Origin of the sequence: Dactylosporangium sp. NPDC049742 (assembly GCF_040674675.1) — a bacterium.
Classification (GTDB): domain Bacteria; phylum Actinomycetota; class Actinomycetes; order Mycobacteriales; family Micromonosporaceae; genus Dactylosporangium; species Dactylosporangium maewongense.
Genome location: NZ_JBFANF010000007.1, coordinates 116,105 through 131,677 on the forward strand (window position 1 = coordinate 116,105; position 15,573 = coordinate 131,677).

The following is a 15,573-nucleotide window of genomic DNA, read 5'->3' on the forward strand; positions in this document are numbered from 1 at the left end:
CCGTTACTGCAGGCCGCCGCGCACCGACGTGATGCGGGAGGTGTTGAAGCCGAGCCAGTGCATGCGCCCCACGTAGCGGGCGTGCTCGACCTTCAGGCACCGGTCCATGATCACCGTCAGGCCGCCGTCGGCCGCGATCCGGGCGCCCTCGGCGTTGATGACACCGAACTGGGTCCACAGCGACCCCGCGCCGATCGCGACGGCGTCGCGGGCGATGCCCGGCAGCGCGTCGGGGGCGCGGAACACGTTGACGATGTCCACCGGGACCGGCACGTCGGTCAGGCTCGGGTAGCTGGTCTCGCCGAGGATCCGCGGCTCGCGCGGGTTGACCGGGATCACCTGGTAGCCGTGCCGCTTGAGGTAGTAGCCGACGAAGTGGCTGGCCCGCAGCTCGTTGCCGGACAGCCCGACGATCGCGATCGTCCGGGCGCCGTGCAGCACCCGCTGGATCGTCAGCGGGTCCTGGTACGAGTTGAGATCGAGGGAGGTCATCAGCCACCTGCCTTGACGTTCGCGAAGCCCTGCTCCAGGTCCCAGATCAGGTCGTCGACCGACTCGGTGCCGACCGACAGCCGCACCGTGCCCGGCGCGACCCCGGCCGCGCGCAGCTCGTCGTCGCTGAGCTGGCGGTGCGTGGTGCTCGCCGGGTGGATGATGAGGCTCTTCGCGTCGCCGACGTTGGCCAGGTGCGACCACAGCTGCACGCCGCGGATCAGGTCCTGCCCGCCCTCGCGGCCGCCGGCGCACTCGAAGGAGAACACCGCGCCCGCGCCCAGCGGCAGGTACTTGTCCACCAGCGGACGGTACCGGCTGCCGGGCAGCCCGGGGTAGGTGACGTTCGCGGCCAGGTCGTGCGCCGCCAGGAACGCAGCGACCCGCCGGGCGTTGGCGACGTGCCGGTCCATCCGCAGCGACAGCGTCTCCAGGCCCTGCAGGAACAGGAACGCGTTGAACGGCGACAGCGCCGCACCCAGGTCGCGCAGCGTCTCCGCACGCAGTTTCATGAGGTACCCGTAGGTGCCGAACGTCTCGTGGAACTGCAGCCCGTGGTACGCCGGCGACGGGTCCGCGACGACCGGGAAGCGCCCGTTGGACCAGTTGAACGTGCCGGCCTCGACCACGACGCCGCCGATGCTGGTGCCGTGCCCGCCGATGAACTTCGTCGCCGAGTGGATGACGATGTCGGCGCCCCACTCGATCGGGCGGCACAGGTACGGCGTGGCGAACGTGTTGTCGACGACCAGCGGCAGGTCGTGCTCGTGCGCGATGCGGGCCAGGGTCTCGATGTCCAGGACGTTGCCCGACGGGTTGCCGATCGTCTCGCCGAAGAACGCCTTGGTGTTGTCGCGGACGGCCTTCGCCCAGGCGTCGGTGTCGTCCGGGTCGACCCAGGTCACCTCGACGCTCATCTTGCGCAGCAGGTGCTTGAACTGGTTGACGGTCCCGCCGTACAGCGCGGACGACGACACCACGTGGTCACCGGGCTGCAGCAGGGTGAACAGCGCCGCCGCCTGCGCCGCGATCCCGCTGGCGAACGCGACCGCCCCGCTGCCGCCCTCGAGGTTCGCGACCCGCTCCTCGAAGACCGCGACGGTCGGGTTCATGATGCGGCTGTACGTGTTGCCGTACTCCTGCAGGTTGAAGTACGCGGCGGCGGACTCGGGGTCCTCGAAGACGTAGCTGGTCGTCTGGAAGATCGGCACGGCCCGCGCGCCCGTGTTGGGGTCGGGGCGCTGCCCGGCGTGCAGCTGCCGGGTCTCGAACCCGAACTCGCGGGCCTCCTCGGCCCGCAGGGGCTTGTCGGTCACGGTGCCTCTTCCAGGTTCAGAAATGCGCGGATCAGGGGCGTCTGCCGGGCTTCCTCCAGCAGGAAGCAGTCATGCCCGTACGGCGCGTCGATGACGTGCAGCTCGACGGGCTTGCCCGTGCTCTCCAGGGCGTCGTGGATCTCCTGCGAGGCCTGCGGCGGGTACAGCCAGTCGGACGTGAACGCGATCAGCAGCGTCCGGGCCCGCACGTGTTCCAGCGCCCGCTCCAGCGACCCCTCGCCGTGCTGGCGGGCTAGGTCGAAGTAGGTCAGGGCGCGCGAGGTGTAGAGGTACGTGTTGGCGTCGAAGCGCCGCACGAACGTCTCCGCCTGGTGCCGCAGGTAGCTCTCCACCTGGAACTCGGCGTCGGTGATCGTGTAGCGGATGTCGTCGGCGTGCTGCAGCCGCCGGCCGAACTTGTCGCCCATCGACGCCTGCGACAGGTAGGTGACGTGACCGACCATCCGCGCCACGCCCATGCCGGCGTCGGGCTTCCGGCCGGTGCCGTAGTACTGCCCGCCCTGCCAGTCCGGGTCGCGCATGATCGAGTCGCGGGCGATCGCGTTCCACGACAGGCCCTGCGGGTGCAGCGCGTGCGTGCTGGCGATCATCACGACCGCGTCGACCTGGTCGGGGTAGAGCACCGCCCACTGCAGCGCCTGCATCCCGCCGAGGGACCCTCCGGCGACCGCGGCCAGCCGCTCGATGCCGAGCACGTCGAGGAGGGCGCGCTCGGTCCGTACCATGTCCGCGACCGTGATCACGGGGAAGTCGGCGCCGAACGGCCGGCCCGTCCCGGGGTCGATCGACGAGGGGCCGGTGGTGCCCGCGCAGCCGCCGAGCAGGTTCGTCGACACGACGAAGTACCGGTCGGTGTCGAACGCCTTGCCCGGGCCGATCATCCCGTCCCACCAACCGAGACCCTTGCCGGCCGAGCCGTCGCGGTCCTCGGCGCCGAAGCCGTCGCGGGTGCTCTCCCTCGGCCCGCTGGACTCCCCCGCCGCGTGCGCGTCGCCGCTCAGCGCGTGGCAGACGAGGAGCACGTTGTCCCGTTGCGGGCTCAGCGTCCCGTACGTCTCATATGCGACACGAACCCCGGACAGCTCCTGGCCGCAGTCAAGCTGGACCGGTCCGGGCAGGTCGGCATACTGGGTCTCGACGACGCCGACCGAGCCGGCGGCGCGGGTCGAGGCTGAACTCATGGTGGCGATCATAGCCGTCGCCGCGAAGCCGATGTACTGTCAACCATCCCGATGGGGAATATGGCTGTTTGAAGGGAGCGTCATCCGATGACCACGGTTGAGAACGGCGTCAACGTGCAGGCCCTGCTCGAGGCGCGCACCGCGCTGCAGAGCGCGCCCGAGGCCGCGCAGTTCACCTGGCGGGCGACTTCGAAGTGGGACCACGGCGTGCACAGCACCACGCGGGTCCAGCAGTTCTACGGCCTCGGCCAGGAGCAGAGCCACAAGAACGAGTCCGTGTTCGACGCCGACCACCCCGCGGTCTTCGCCGCCGAGGACAACGGCATCACCCCGATCGAGTACCTGCTCGTCGGCCTCGCCGGCTGCCTCACCGCGGGCGTGGCGTCGGTCGCGCAGAACCGCGGCATCCAGCTGCGCTCCGTCGACGCCGTCGTCGAGGGCAAGCACGACATCCGCGGCATCCTCGGCGCCGACGCCGACGTCCGCAACGGCTTCAACGACATCAAGGTGACGTTCACCATCGACGCCGACGCGTCGAAGGAGGACATCCAGGCGCTCGTCGCGCAGTCGCAGAAGCGGTCCGCGGTGTTCGACGCGCTGACCAACCCCACCGACGTCACGGTCGAAGTGGCCTGAGGCCGCCACGTTGAACGTCACCACCGTCGTCATCGGCGCAGGGCACGCCGGCCTCGCCGCCAGTCACTTCCTCCGCGAGCGGTCCATCGACCACGTCGTGCTGGAGCGCGGCGAGGTCGCCAACTCGTGGCGCCGCGAGCGGTGGGACTCCCTGCGGCTGCTGACGCCCAACTGGCTGACCCGCCTGCCCGGGTCCGCCTACGACGGCGCCGACCCCGACGGGTACATGACGATGGGCGAAGTGGTCGACTTCATCGAGCGCTTCGCCGCCGTCACCGCCGCTCCCGTCCGCACCGGCACCACGGTGACCTCGGTGCGGCGGGTCGACGACGGGTATCACGTGGTCACCGACCAGGGCCTGTTCCGCTGCCGGACCGTGGTCATCGCGAGCGGCGCCTGCAACCGGCCCGTGGTGCCGGCGCTCGCCTCGGCGGTCCCCGGTGACGTCGAGCAGTTCACGCCCTTCGACTACTCCGGGCCGTCCAAGCTCCCGGAGGGCGGCGTCCTGGTCGTCGGTGCCTCGGCGACCGGCGTGCAGCTCGCCGCCGAGCTGCAGCGCTCCGGCCGGCCGGTGACCCTCGCCGTAGGGGAGCACACGCGGCTGCCCCGCACGTACCGCGACCGCGACATCCTCTGGTGGATGGACGCCTCCGGGGTGTGGGACCAGCGCCACGACGAGATCGACGACCTCACCCGCGCCCGCCGGCTGCCGTCGCCGCAGCTCGCCGGCACGCCGGACCGCTCGACGCTGGACCTCAACGCCCTCACCGACCTCGGCGTCCAGCTCGTCGGCCGCTGGGCCGGGCTCCGCGACGGCCGCGCACTGTTCTCCGGCGGCCTGCGCAACGTGTTCTCCCTCGCCGACCTCAAGCAGCAGCGCCTGCTGCGGGGGTTCGACGCCTTCGCCGGCCTCCCGCCGATCGAGCCGCTGCCCCCGACCCGGGTGCCGGCCACCTCCCGGCTGCACCTCGACCTGACCTCCGGCGAGATCCGCAGCGTCGTGTGGGCGACCGGCTTCCGTCCCGCGTACGACTGGCTCGACGTCCCAGTCCTCGACCCGAAGGGCAACCTGGACCACGACGGCGGCGTCCTGCCCAGCCCCGGCCTCTACGCCCTCGGCCTGCCGGTCCTGCGCCGACGCAAGTCCACCTTCATCCACGGCATCGAGGACGACGCCCGCTTCGTCGTCTCCCACCTCGCCGACCACCTGGCGGCGCGCCCCTGATTGAATGGGTCCAGCATCGCGTGCCGGTGACGGTCTGCGTCAGGCATGGAGGTGCGGGATCGAAGGGCGGCCATTCCATGGCATCCCAGCACGGCGACCGGGCGGTCGCGTTCAGCCTCCAGCTCGAGCAGGCGCACCAGGAGCTGCGGCGGCAGCTCGCCACCCTCAGGGCCGGCTCCCCCGGCACGCTCACCACGCACTGCCTCGCGTTCTGCGCCGCGGTGGCCGCGCACCACCAGGGCGAGGACGCCGGCATGTTCGCCGACCTGCTGCGGGAGCGCCCCGACCTGACCGGCACGGTCGCCAAGCTCGTCGAGGACCACGAGATGATCGCGTGGATCCTGACCCGCATCACCGACCTCCTGCGGGGCCCCTCGACGGACTCGCTCGCCGGAGAGCTCGACGGCCTGGCGGCGATCCTCGAGTCGCACTTCCGGTTCGAGGAGCGCACGATCAGCGCCGCCCTCGACGCCACCCCGGACACCGGCTGGTCCGCCGGGGTCTTCGAGTTCCGCGACGCTACCGGCGGGCCGCCGTCCTGACCGTCAGGGCCTCGCACACCCCTTCGGCGAACGCGCGCGGGTGCGTCAGGTTGCCGTTGTGGCCACCGGCGAAGCTGTGCGCCGGGGTTTCCAGGTGTACGGCGAGCGCCTGCGCCGCCAGGTAGTCGAATCCGTCCCGCGGGCTGGTCCGCCCCACGGCCGGGATGACGTGCGCGGCCTTCGGCACGTCGCGGAGCTCCAGGCCGTCGGCGAGCACCGCCGCCAGGTCGTTGGTGAGGAAGTAGTCGAAGTTCGCGGCCCGCGCCTCGGTGAACGGGAACGGGGTGATTCCCGGCTCCGTCTCCTGTGCGCGCGGGTCGATCCCGAGCACCGCGGCGACCCGCGCCGCCGCAGCCCGCCAGCCCTGCTCCCGGTGCACCCGCCGGACACTCTCCAGGCCCCCCCGCGCCGCGGCCTCCTCGGCGGCGGTCAGGAACCGCAGCGCGATCGGCTCGTGCGCGACAAGCGTGCCGACAGTGCCGGGATGCGCGGCGATCAGGTGCAGGCCGATGACCGCGCCGAGGCTGAGCCCGAGCATCAGCGCCGGCTCGTCGGTGACCTGCCGCAGCACGGCGGCCGCGTCGTCGGCGTGCTGCCGCACCGACACCGGGGCGGCCGGGTCGTCGGGCCTGCTGCGGGACAGCCCCCGCCGGTCGTACGTCACGACCGTGAACCGCCCGGCGAGGTGACCGACCAGGTCGACGGTCCTGCCGGCGTCGCCCTCCCCGCTCTGCGCGACCAGCAGCACCGGCCCGCGGCCGATGACGTCGTAGTGGATCCGGGCTCCGTCGACCTTCACTGAGGTGTCCATGCCGCCCAACGTAATACATCATTTCTGATGCATCAAGAATGATGTACTCTGCCTCACATGGGTCCCGTGGAACTGATGCTGCTCGGCCGCACGCTCATGAAGCTCGGCGAGCAGGCCCTGCCGTCGACCAGCGGCGGCGAACGCACCGTCGTCATCGTCATGTCCGACGTGTACGAGCACCCCGGCACCACGGTCGGCGAGGTCGCCGCCCGGACCGGCCTCCCCCAGAGCGCGGTCTCGGGCGCCGTGGCCCGCCTGCGCGAGGCGGGCTCCGTGCTCGCCGAGCCGGACCCCGCCGACCGCCGCCGCCAGCTCCTCGCCCGCAACCCCAACCCCACCGCCCGCCAGCGCGAGGTCGCCGCCATCGACATCGCCCCGACGGTCGCCGCCGCCCTCAGCACCGACGAGCCGGCGGCCCTCACCGAGGTCCTGACCGCACTGGAAACCGTGGCCCGCCACCTCCGCCCTCACCGCTGACCGCTGGCTACACCCATCCCACCTGGACGAGGATCTCCGTGGCGATCTCGGCGGGGGTGCGGTCGTTCGCGACCGTGAAGTCCTCGACGGCGGTCGCGACCGGTGGCCGGTCCAGCGCCCGCAGGTGTTGTTCGAGCTTCGACCCGGCGTCTCGTCGGTACAGGCGGTCGCGGACGGTGCCGACATCAGCGGTCAACCTGACCACCCGGACGGCACAGCCCGCGAGGCTCTCCTCATACCGTTCCCGCTGGGCCACGCTGTCGACGATCGCCGCGACGACGACGAACCGCGCGCCGGCGGCCCTGAAGTTCGCCCACACCGAGGCCAGGTTGGCGCACTTGAGCTCGTCATAGCCTCCCGCACGCGGCCCGAACTGCGCCAACAGGTCCGTGTCGACGACCGCCGTGACGTGACCGGCCCCGGTCAGCACCCGTCCGACCGCGTCCGCCACGGTCGACTTCCCCACCCCGGCGACACCGGTGAGCAGCAAGCCCCGGCAGTCAGGCAGCTGACCGGCCGCCGCGTCCGGCCGCAGCGGAAACCAGTAGCTGACCGTGGGACCTTGCGCGGCAAGACCACCGCCCAGCGACTCGTACAGCGCCCGGGCCGCGGCATTCGCCTCACCCGTCGTCAAGAACATCCTGCTGGCACCGGCCCGCACACCGGCCGCCATGAACGCCCGCAACAACGCCCTGCCGACCCCCCGCCGGCGATACTCCCGCGCCACCTCCAGCCGATGCAGGTACAGCATCGAGGACGCATCCGGCCGGATCAGGTGATAACCCCAGCACCAACCGAGGACCTCCGCACCGTCAGAGGCCACGAAGGCCAACGCGCCCGGACTGCCCAGAAACGCCCGGCCCCCACCCGGCACCACCCCGAACTCGGCCATCGCCCGATCGAAGAGCCGAACGTCGGCCGCCCCCACTCGACTGATCACACACCATTGTGCCCCTCAGCCAACCAAGATCCTGAATCTCTTCCTGCAGGTCGCCCCGATGCTGTGCTCGCACTACGGGCCGGGCATCGCCCCGACACGCAGCGACCAGGCCGTCGAGAACCGCTCCACCGCGCTGTTTGTGTGAGGCTTCGGTGAAGCATTTGGCGGACGGGATGGCGGCCCTGTCGTCAGGCTCTCGCCTTGAAGTCGGGCCAGGGCTGCATGTCGGGCTCGTCGCCGTTCTCCAGCATGTCCCACCAGCCGGTGCGGCCGACGTAGGCCTCGAACCACGCCTCCAGGCTCGTTGCATCGACGTACCACGCCAGGTCTGGAACGCCGGGGTTCGGCTCGAAGAGCAGCACCGTGCCCTGCTCGCTGCGGCAGTCGACGGGTGCAGCGTGAATCCAGCGCGCGCTCGGCTCTGTCGATCTCCTCGGCGCCCAAGGGAGCGGGCCGGTCGGCGAGCGACAGCATCGGCTCGTCCTCGGCCGCCCTCGCCGCGATCCGAGCCAGCAAAGAGCCGTAGTCGGTCATGGTCACATCATCGCCACGCCGCCGGACCGGACGCCAGGCGGCCATGCCATCGCTCATGCCTGACCTGAATGCCGCTCGCTACCCATCGTGGAGCTGCTCCAACGGTCCGTGATCGACGTCCGGGCCCTCCGGACGACTTCTGGCTACTTGACAGTCCTCCCCGTCCTAGAGGGCGGGGATTCCCTGGGTCACCCCAGGGGGTTCCTGCTTCACCGACGACTGCCCCGTCCGAGAGGACTCTCGTTGAGGTCTTACACCGCCTCCACAGGCAATCACGGAGAGCCCCTCCGCGAGGATGTTGCGGGCCGCGTTGACGTCGCGGTCGTGGGTGTGCCGCACCGGCAGGTCCACGACCGCACGTGCAGCGGCATCCGCTCAGCGAGCGCACCACAGGTCGAGCACAGCTTGGACGACGGGAACCAGCGGTCCACGACGACCAGGGTCCGGCCGTACCATTCGGCCTTGTATTCGAGCATGGTGCGGAACTGCCGCCAGGCCGCGTCGCCGATGGCGCGGGCGAGGCGGTGGTTTCGGATCATGTTGCGCACCGTCAGGTCCTCGATCACGATCGTTTGGTTTTCACGAACGAGCCGAGTGCTCAGCTTGTGCAGGTGATCCCTGCGCCGGTCGGTGATCCGGGCGTGGACGCGGGCGACCTTCAGCCGCGCCTTGGCCCGGTTCGCGGAGCCCTTCTCCTTGCGGGCGAGGTTGCGTTGGGCGCGGGCGAGCGCGGCCCGGTCCCGGCGTTCATGCTCAGGGTTGGTGACCTTCTCCCCGGTGGACAGGCAGAGCAGGCTGTTGAGCCCTGCGTCGACACCGACCGCGCCCGTTGCCGCAACGTCGGGGATCACATCGTCACAGAGCAGCGACACGAACCAGCGGCCCGCGGTGTCCTGCGACACGGTCACCGTGGACGGCGAAGCCCCCTCGGGCAGCGGCCGGGACCACACGATGTCCAGGGGCTCGGCCATCTTGGCCAGGGTGAGCCGGCCGTCGCGCCAGCGGAACGCGCTGGTCGTGTGCTCCGCCGAGCGCCGCGACCGCTTCCTGGACTTGAACGTCGGATACCTGGCACGCTTCGCCCAGACGTTCGTGAACGCCACCTGCACGTGGCGCAGCGCCTGCTGCAACGGCACGCAGGAGACCTCGTTGAGAAACGCCAGCTCCCCGGTCCTCTTCCAGCCGGTCAGCATCGCGCTCGTGGCGTGGTAGTTGACCCGTTCCCGGCGCAGCGTCCACGCCTCGGTCCGGGCCTGCAACGCCAGGTTGTAGACCAGTCGGACACACCCGAACGTCCGAGCAAGGTCGGCGGCCTGCCCAGGGGTCGGGTAGAAGCGGTACCTGAACGCCCGCTTCACCGTCCCGGACACGGCTCACACGATAACCGCCTGGATGGTGAACCTTGCGGTGGCACCCGGGCAAACACCGATCCGCCTTGGCGGCGGATCGGCTTTCCCTGCCCTGCTCCGCAGGAGTTCCGTTTCCTCCCCGGCCTGAAGGCCGGAGTATCCACGGAAGGAATCCGATGACCATCTCCAGCAGGCCGCCGCAGCCCGCCGGGGGATCGCTACGAGCTCGATCCGCGACATGCCGCGCACCCGAGGGCCTGCCGTCGAGCGCCCCCTGCCACGGTCGCGTCGGGTGAAGGTGACGTCACGGGCGTGCAGGTCCGCGTCGCGGACGCGTTCGGCGGCGGTGCCCGTTCTGTATCAGGGCAGCGCCGCCGAACGCCTCCCGCAGTGACGGCGGCATGGACGAGCACGTGGCGGGTGTCGTCAGCCGGGACCTCCTTCGGGGGCGCGGGTCAGGCGGGTGCGGAGGCCGTCGGCCTCGGGCATGCCGAGGTCGGTGAACAGCCTGACCGCCTCCTCGTGGTGGGCGCGGGCGCTGGACAGGTCGTGCAGGGCCTCGTGGGCGTCGCCGAGGCCGAGGTGGGCGCGGGCCTCCTGGTCGCGGGCGGCGGCGATCGTCGCGGCGGCGAGGGCGGCCGCGTGGTGGGTGAGGGCGGTGGACGGGTCGCCGAAGGTCATCGCGGCCTCGCCGAGGCCGTTGCGCGCCCAGGACTCGCCGAGGCGGTCGCGGCCGTCGAGGAACAGCTCCAGGGCCTGGCGGTGGTGCGCGGCGGCCTGCTCCGCCCGGCCGAGCCGGTGCTCGACGATGCCCAGGTCGGTCAGGGCGGCGGCCACTCCCAGGAGGATGCCGAGCTGCTCATACAGCATGAGCGCCCGCTGCTGGTGCGCCTCGGCGGGACTGAAACGGCCCAGGCGCTCCTCGACGAGGCCGAGGTTGTTGAGGGCGCGGGCCTCGCCGGTGCGGTCGCCGGCCTGCTCGAACAGGTGCAGCGAGCGCTCGAACCTGGCGGCGGCGGCCTCGAGCCGGTGCCGCTGCCCCTCGGCCAGGCCATGCCCGAAGGCGGCGCGGGCCTGACCGGCGAGGTCGCCGAGGTCGGCGAACAGGGCCTCCGCCCGGTCGAACTGCGCCGTGGCGGTGACGGGCCGGCCCTGCCGCAGCAGCGCCAGGCCGAGGGCATCGCGGGCCGCCGCCTCCCTCGCCGGGTCGCCGAGCGCCGCGTCGGCGGCGAGACCGTGGACGGCGACCGCGTCGGCGGGCGGCCCGTCGACGAGGTGGCGCGCCAGGGTCGCCGCCAGGTCGATGGTGTGCGCCGGGTGCCCGCTCGTCGCGGACTCGGCGACGATCGCGAGCAACGCCGCCCGCTCGGCCTCCAGCCACGCGTGGGCCGCGACCCGGTCGCCCGGCGGCAGGGCCGGCGACGGCGCCGCCGCCACCTGCCCACGCGGGAACAGCGTGGCGACGGCGCTCGCCGCGGTCACGCGGTAGAAGTCGAACATCCGCCGGCGGGCCTCCGCCGGCTGCTCGGCGTGTGCGCCCGCATACGCCCGCAGCAGGTCATGCATGCCGAAGCGGCCCGGACCGGTCCGGTGCGCGAGGTGCGCCCGGACGAGCAGCGCCAGGGCGTCGCGCGTCTCCGCCAGGCCGGCACCGGTCAGGCTCGCGGCGGCGTGCGCGTCGAAGTCCGGGCCAGGATGCAGCCCCAGCAGGCCGAACGTCCGCGCGACCGGCTGCGGCAGGTGCCGCACCGACCACGACAGGACCGCCGGCACCGACGCCCGGGGGTCCTCTGCGGCGGCGAGCACGGCGAGCCGGCGCCGCTGGTCGTGCAGCTCGTCGACCAGGTCCTCCAGCGTCGCCTCGGGGCGTGCCGCGATCAGCTCGGCCGCGACCCGCAGCGCCAGCGGCAGCCGGGCGCACTGCTCGGCGAGGGTGGCGACGGCGTCGGGCGCGGACCGGGCCCGCGCCCCGATCAGCCGCCGCAGCAGGACCTCGGCGTCGCCGGCGGTAAGCAGGTCGACCTCGACCCGCCGGGCGCCGTCGACGGCGACGAGCCCCGGCAGCGTGTCGCGGCTCGTCACCAGCACCGTGCACGACGCGGTGCCGGGCAGCAGCGGCCGGACCTGCTCGGCCGACGACGCGTTGTCCAGCAGGAGCAGCAGCGGGCGGTCGGCCACCTCGGTGCGGAACCGGGCGGCCCGGTCGTCCTCGTCGACCGGCACGTCCTCGGCGGCGACCCCCAGCGCCGTCAGGAACCTGGTGAGGGCGTCGCCGGCGGCCATCGGCCGGGCCGGGTCATAGCCGCGGAGGTTGACATACAGCTGCCCGCCGGGGAACCGGTCGCGGACGTGGTGCGCCCACCGCACCGCGAGGGCCGTCTTGCCGACGCCCGCCGGCCCGGTCACGACCGCGACGAACACCGCCGTCGGCTGGTCGGCGGCCGCGACCGCCAGCGCGTCGAGGGCGGCCAGCTGCGCCTCCCTGCCGGTGAACGCCGACACGTCCGGCGGCAGCTGCGCCGGCACCCGGCCGGCACCCACCCGACCGCCGGCGGGCGGCTCGACGGCGACCCCGGCCGCGCAGCGGCGGAAGTCCTCGGCGTCGGCGCCGGTCAGGCCGAACACCTGCGCCAGCAGCCGCACCGTCGGCGGCCGCGGCACCCCGATCCGGCCGCCCTCCAGCTTGACGATGCTGCGGACGCTCAGGCCGGCCTTCGTGGCCAGCTCCTCCTGCGTCAGCCCCAGACGCTGCCGGTGAGCACGCACGAGCGCTCCGAACGCCCCGTCGACCTCGACCATCGCCATCCCCAGACCGCGTGTTCTGCCGCTGCCGCCACCCTATGCCTCCGGTACGACAAGTTCCGACCAAGTTCCGGTCAACGTCCTGGAGGTCCGGCCACCCGTCGGCGACGATGAATCCAGCAAGGACGGCACCGGTGACACGAGGGCACCGGTGCCGTCCTTGCTGTGTGCGATGGTTCAGGTGACGGCGTACAGCTCGGCGAGCACCTCCGACAGGGCGGCCGCGTCGCAGCGCCCCATCGGGATGCGGCGCGCGACCTGCCAGTGGTCCGACCACGAGTCGTCGGCCCAGATCTCGGTGACGCGCTGCTCGCGGACGGCGGTGACGGCCGACGTCTCCACCCCCGGGTCCAGCTCGACCAGCACCGTCAGGCCGCCGGGCAGCCGGTGGGCGAGCTGCGTGTGCAGCCGCTGCTGCCGGTGGTATCCGTTGCCCTGCCACCGGGCGCCGCCCAGCAGGTGCGCGATCCGGTCCGCCGGCACCGGCCCGAACCCGGTCAGGCTCGTCATGTCGCGCTGCGCCTCGGTGAGCGCCATCGCTGGGCGGTACAGCTGCGGAAACGGCTGCAAGAGCTCGTAGTCGGCGAACACCTGCACCCAGCCGGCCAGGTCCCCGCCGAGGTCGGCCGGGTGCACGACGCCGAGCCACGCGTCGCCGCCGACGGTCACGGTCGCGTCGTGACGGTCGGTGAAGCTGCCGTCCTCCGCGATCCGCAGCGCCCGGACCAGGTGGTCGCGCGGCCCGTACTCGCCCCACAGCAGCCGCCGCGCGATCGGCCCCAGCACCGGGTGCGGCAGGACGACCGCCGGGAGGTCGCGGGCCGGCCGGAACCGGCGCGCGAGCATGTCCCGTTCCAGGCGCGCGACCTGCGCCGCCGCGGTCGACCGCAGGTCCTTCTTCAGCCGCAGGAAGTGTTGGTACGCCTCAGGGTTCGTGTCCTTGACCCCCGGCTTCGGCGGCCGGGCGAGGCGCCGCCCGTCGGCGTCGGCGACGAACGCCGTGAGGTGCCCGTCGACGCCCACCGTGAACGCGCGCGGCCCGTAGTCGAGGGTGACGCCGGTGTCCAGCCCGTGCGCCGGCGCCAGCCGGTCCGCCAGCTGCGTGACGGTCATCCCGCGCCGCGCGGCGGCCTGCGCCAGGTAGTCGCCGACCCGGTCGTTCGTCGGCCCGGCCGACAACCGCTCCTCGACCGCCAGCAGGTGCCGCAGCGCCGCGTCGGTGCCGGCCGTGGCCAGCACTGCGAGCCCCTCGACCGACCGCTCCCACCGGCCGCCCTGCGACCACGACCGCCGCAGCGGCGCGAGCATGTCCATTGTGGAGTCGTCGCCGACGTGGGCCTGGGCCGGCACGACCCACGCCTCCGCCGGCGGCATCCCGTCCGCCACCCACGCCGTCAGCAGCGCCCGACCGAACTCCGCCAGACTCCCCCGGTCACAGTCGTCGATGCGTGCACCCGTTTCCGGATCCGGCAGGTGTACGAGCGGCTGCCGCGCCTTCGACGACTCCACACCCGACGTGGGACGGTCCCGCCGCGGGGCCGGATCGCCGGGCGGCGGCTCGGGCGGATCCGCCAGCCGCGACCGGGTCAGCCCGTCGACCAGCAGCGCGACCTCGTCCAGCGGCATCGTCCCGCCACCGGCCAGGCGGATCTCCGGCAGCCGCTCCGGCAGCGTCCACGCCGGCCGCTTCCCTCTCCGCGCCGCCGGTTGCCCGAGTCCGGCGGCGACCAGGTCGGCGACGTCCGGCCCGTACTCCGCGGCGGCCTCGGCGATCGTCGGCCCGTGCCCGATCGAGGCCAGGAACCGCAGCCCCTCCTCGGCGTGCTGCCGCTCCCTGGCGGAGCGTCCCGCCGCGGCCGGGATCAGCGCCCGCGCCGCGGTCCCGGCGTGCCGGCCCAGCCACAGCCGCGCCCACAGCCGCGCGGACCCGAGGTGCCGCAGCCACCCGGCCACCAGCGTGGCCACCTCCGGCGCCCGGAACGGCAGCAGCAGCGCACCCAGCTCGTCCGCGTGCTCCTTCGCCTCGCCGCGCACGAACGGCAGCGCGTCCAGCTCGAACCGCGCCACGAGCACCCGGCACAGATCGACCCGCTGCCGGTGCCGCAGCATCACCAGCTTGCCGAGCAGCGCCCGCGCCGGCACCTCCGGCCCCTTCGCGAACAACCACACCACCTGCGGCGGCGTCAGGTCCGACACCCGGTCCGCGCCGGCGGCCACCGCACCCCAGTCGGGCCGCTCAAGGCCGTGCTCGAGCGCCGCGGCCCGCGACCACCACAGGTCCCGCTCCCCGTCCTCCCACGCCATGCCGGCGGGCTCCTTGCACACCAGCCCCTCGACCACGACCCGCCCTGCCGCCATCGTCCCGGCCTCCCCGCTCGTCCCCGCCGGCGGCGTGGTCCTGCCACCCGGCCCGGTCCGGCGACCGTACCGGATCGCTACGTTCCCTCCGGGATCGAGCCGACCCGGGTGAGGTCAGCGGGCGGACGTCGTGGGAGGTGCCGGCCGGCGCTTGGGGAGGCGTTCCTCGAACGTCGCGCGGAGATCGTCGGGCAGGCAGTCGATCGCGAGCAGGCCGGGCAGCAGCTCCGTCTCGGTCATGTACGCGCGGAACGCCTGCGCGATCGTCACCCCGTGCGCCGGACGGTCCAGGACGGTCACCGGGTCGCCGGCCCACACCTCGCCCGGCTCCACCACGCGCAGGTACGCGCCCGGGCGGACAGACCGGGTGAACGTCTTCAGCCAGCGCGGCTCGCCCATCTTGTGCTGGAACGTGGAGCAGGGAATCCGGCCGAACGTCGGCTGCAGCACCAGCCGCGGGCCGATCCGCCACAGCTCGCCGATGACGGCGCCGTTGACGTCGACGCCCTCCGTGGTCAGGTTCTCGCCGAAGAGCCCGTTGGCGAGCCGGCGGGTCAGCCGGGCCTGCCACCAGTCGTAGTCTTCCCGGGCGTACGCGTACACCGCCTGGTCGTCGCCGCCGTGGTTCTGGATGTCGTAGATCTGGTCGCCGACCAGGCCCGTGTGCAGGCCGGTCGTCTTCGGTCCCGGCGCGCGCACGGTCACCAGGTGGTCGACCGGCTGCTTGTTGATGCCTGTGAGACCACCCTTGGCCGGGTTCGGCTCCGGCACCGCGAGGTTGACCGAGAGAATCCTGCTCACGCGGAGCAACCTACCGACCCCGGCCGATGCCCGCCGCCCAATTTTCCGTCCGCCGCCATCGCCATGAACCTGCTCGACGCCAGGTGAC

The 15,573-nt window shown here is 72.8% G+C and carries 14 protein-coding genes; 4 read left to right on the forward strand and 10 right to left on the reverse strand.

Annotated elements, in window-relative coordinates; translation table 11 throughout:
• Positions 1-3: 3 nt before the first annotated feature.
• The 3 genes from AB0J72_RS12070 to AB0J72_RS12080 are packed head-to-tail and all read right to left on the reverse strand — an operon-like array spanning position 4 to position 3,010.
• Positions 4-492, reverse strand: a complete 489-nt coding sequence (locus AB0J72_RS12070; protein ID WP_363397824.1) for a CoA-binding protein — start codon at positions 490-492, stop codon at positions 4-6.
• Positions 492-1,808 carry an O-acetylhomoserine aminocarboxypropyltransferase/cysteine synthase family protein gene (locus tag AB0J72_RS12075; RefSeq protein ID WP_363397826.1) on the reverse strand — a complete coding sequence of 439 codons (1,317 nt, stop codon included), beginning with the start codon at positions 1,806-1,808 and terminating at the stop codon, positions 492-494. Before AB0J72_RS12075 ends, AB0J72_RS12070 begins: the two co-directional genes overlap by 1 nt.
• Positions 1,805-3,010, reverse strand: a complete 1,206-nt coding sequence (locus tag AB0J72_RS12080) for a homoserine O-acetyltransferase (RefSeq protein WP_363397828.1) — start codon at positions 3,008-3,010, stop codon at positions 1,805-1,807. Before AB0J72_RS12080 ends, AB0J72_RS12075 begins: the two co-directional genes overlap by 4 nt.
• An 87-nt stretch (positions 3,011-3,097) precedes the next feature.
• Between AB0J72_RS12080 and AB0J72_RS12085 the strand changes: the two genes are divergently transcribed.
• From AB0J72_RS12085 to AB0J72_RS12095, 3 genes are all read left to right on the forward strand, one after another.
• Complete coding sequence (locus tag AB0J72_RS12085) at positions 3,098-3,646, forward strand: OsmC family protein (protein ID WP_344499896.1); 549 nt, start codon at positions 3,098-3,100, stop codon at positions 3,644-3,646.
• 10 nt (positions 3,647-3,656) lie between these two features.
• Positions 3,657-4,871, forward strand: coding sequence for an NAD(P)-binding domain-containing protein (locus tag AB0J72_RS12090; RefSeq protein WP_363397830.1), 1,215 nt, complete (start codon positions 3,657-3,659; stop codon positions 4,869-4,871).
• 77 nt (positions 4,872-4,948) lie between these two features.
• The gene (locus tag AB0J72_RS12095; RefSeq protein WP_363397832.1) at positions 4,949-5,413 is read left to right on the forward strand and encodes a hemerythrin domain-containing protein; all 465 of its coding nucleotides are present in this window, start codon (positions 4,949-4,951) and stop codon (positions 5,411-5,413) included.
• On the opposite strand, the gene AB0J72_RS12100 is transcribed toward AB0J72_RS12095, so the two are convergent.
• Complete coding sequence (locus tag AB0J72_RS12100; protein WP_363397834.1) at positions 5,391-6,224, reverse strand: alpha/beta hydrolase; 834 nt, start codon at positions 6,222-6,224, stop codon at positions 5,391-5,393. The genes AB0J72_RS12095 and AB0J72_RS12100 overlap by 23 nt on opposite strands.
• 57 nt (positions 6,225-6,281) lie before the next feature.
• On the opposite strand from AB0J72_RS12100, the gene AB0J72_RS12105 reads away from it, so the two are divergent.
• A complete protein-coding gene (locus AB0J72_RS12105) occupies positions 6,282-6,701 on the forward strand; it encodes a MarR family transcriptional regulator (protein ID WP_363397836.1) in 420 nt (139 codons plus the stop codon).
• Between the two features lie 7 nt (positions 6,702-6,708).
• Here AB0J72_RS12105 and AB0J72_RS12110 read toward each other — a convergent pair whose 3' ends face one another.
• The 6 genes from AB0J72_RS12110 to AB0J72_RS12135 form a co-directional block, all read right to left on the reverse strand.
• On the reverse strand, positions 6,709-7,593 hold the full coding sequence (locus AB0J72_RS12110; RefSeq protein WP_363397838.1) for a GNAT family N-acetyltransferase: 885 nt from the start codon (positions 7,591-7,593) through the stop codon (positions 6,709-6,711).
• 236 nt (positions 7,594-7,829) lie between these two features.
• Positions 7,830-8,003 (reverse strand): hypothetical protein, encoded by a 174-nt coding sequence (locus AB0J72_RS12115; protein ID WP_363397840.1) that lies wholly within the window; start codon positions 8,001-8,003, stop codon positions 7,830-7,832.
• Between the two features lie 444 nt (positions 8,004-8,447).
• A complete protein-coding gene (locus tag AB0J72_RS12120; protein ID WP_363397842.1) occupies positions 8,448-9,545 on the reverse strand; it encodes an RNA-guided endonuclease TnpB family protein in 1,098 nt (365 codons plus the stop codon).
• A 405-nt stretch (positions 9,546-9,950) separates the two neighbouring features.
• Positions 9,951-12,329 (reverse strand): helix-turn-helix transcriptional regulator, encoded by a 2,379-nt coding sequence (locus AB0J72_RS12125; RefSeq protein ID WP_363397844.1) that lies wholly within the window; start codon positions 12,327-12,329, stop codon positions 9,951-9,953.
• A 174-nt stretch (positions 12,330-12,503) separates the two neighbouring features.
• Positions 12,504-14,684 carry a DUF4132 domain-containing protein gene (locus AB0J72_RS12130; protein WP_363397846.1) on the reverse strand — a complete coding sequence of 727 codons (2,181 nt, stop codon included), beginning with the start codon at positions 14,682-14,684 and terminating at the stop codon, positions 12,504-12,506.
• A 114-nt stretch (positions 14,685-14,798) separates the two neighbouring features.
• The gene (locus tag AB0J72_RS12135) at positions 14,799-15,485 is read right to left on the reverse strand and encodes an MOSC domain-containing protein (RefSeq protein ID WP_363397848.1); all 687 of its coding nucleotides are present in this window, start codon (positions 15,483-15,485) and stop codon (positions 14,799-14,801) included.
• Positions 15,486-15,573 lie beyond the last annotated feature (88 nt).

Coding starts and splice junctions, on each gene's coding strand:
- AB0J72_RS12070 (WP_363397824.1), bottom strand. CDS start 492: ATGACCTCCCTCGATCTCAACTCGTACCAGGACCCGCTGACGATCCAG.
- AB0J72_RS12080 (WP_363397828.1), bottom strand. CDS start 3,010: ATGAGTTCAGCCTCGACCCGCGCCGCCGGCTCGGTCGGCGTCGTCGAG.
- AB0J72_RS12085 (WP_344499896.1), top strand. CDS start 3,098: ATGACCACGGTTGAGAACGGCGTCAACGTGCAGGCCCTGCTCGAGGCG.
- AB0J72_RS12095 (WP_363397832.1), top strand. CDS start 4,949: ATGGCATCCCAGCACGGCGACCGGGCGGTCGCGTTCAGCCTCCAGCTC.
- AB0J72_RS12100 (WP_363397834.1), bottom strand. CDS start 6,224: ATGGACACCTCAGTGAAGGTCGACGGAGCCCGGATCCACTACGACGTC.
- AB0J72_RS12105 (WP_363397836.1), top strand. CDS start 6,282: ATGGGTCCCGTGGAACTGATGCTGCTCGGCCGCACGCTCATGAAGCTC.
- AB0J72_RS12110 (WP_363397838.1), bottom strand. CDS start 7,593: ATGGCCGAGTTCGGGGTGGTGCCGGGTGGGGGCCGGGCGTTTCTGGGC.
- AB0J72_RS12125 (WP_363397844.1), bottom strand. CDS start 12,329: ATGGCGATGGTCGAGGTCGACGGGGCGTTCGGAGCGCTCGTGCGTGCT.
- AB0J72_RS12130 (WP_363397846.1), bottom strand. CDS start 14,684: ATGGCGGCAGGGCGGGTCGTGGTCGAGGGGCTGGTGTGCAAGGAGCCC.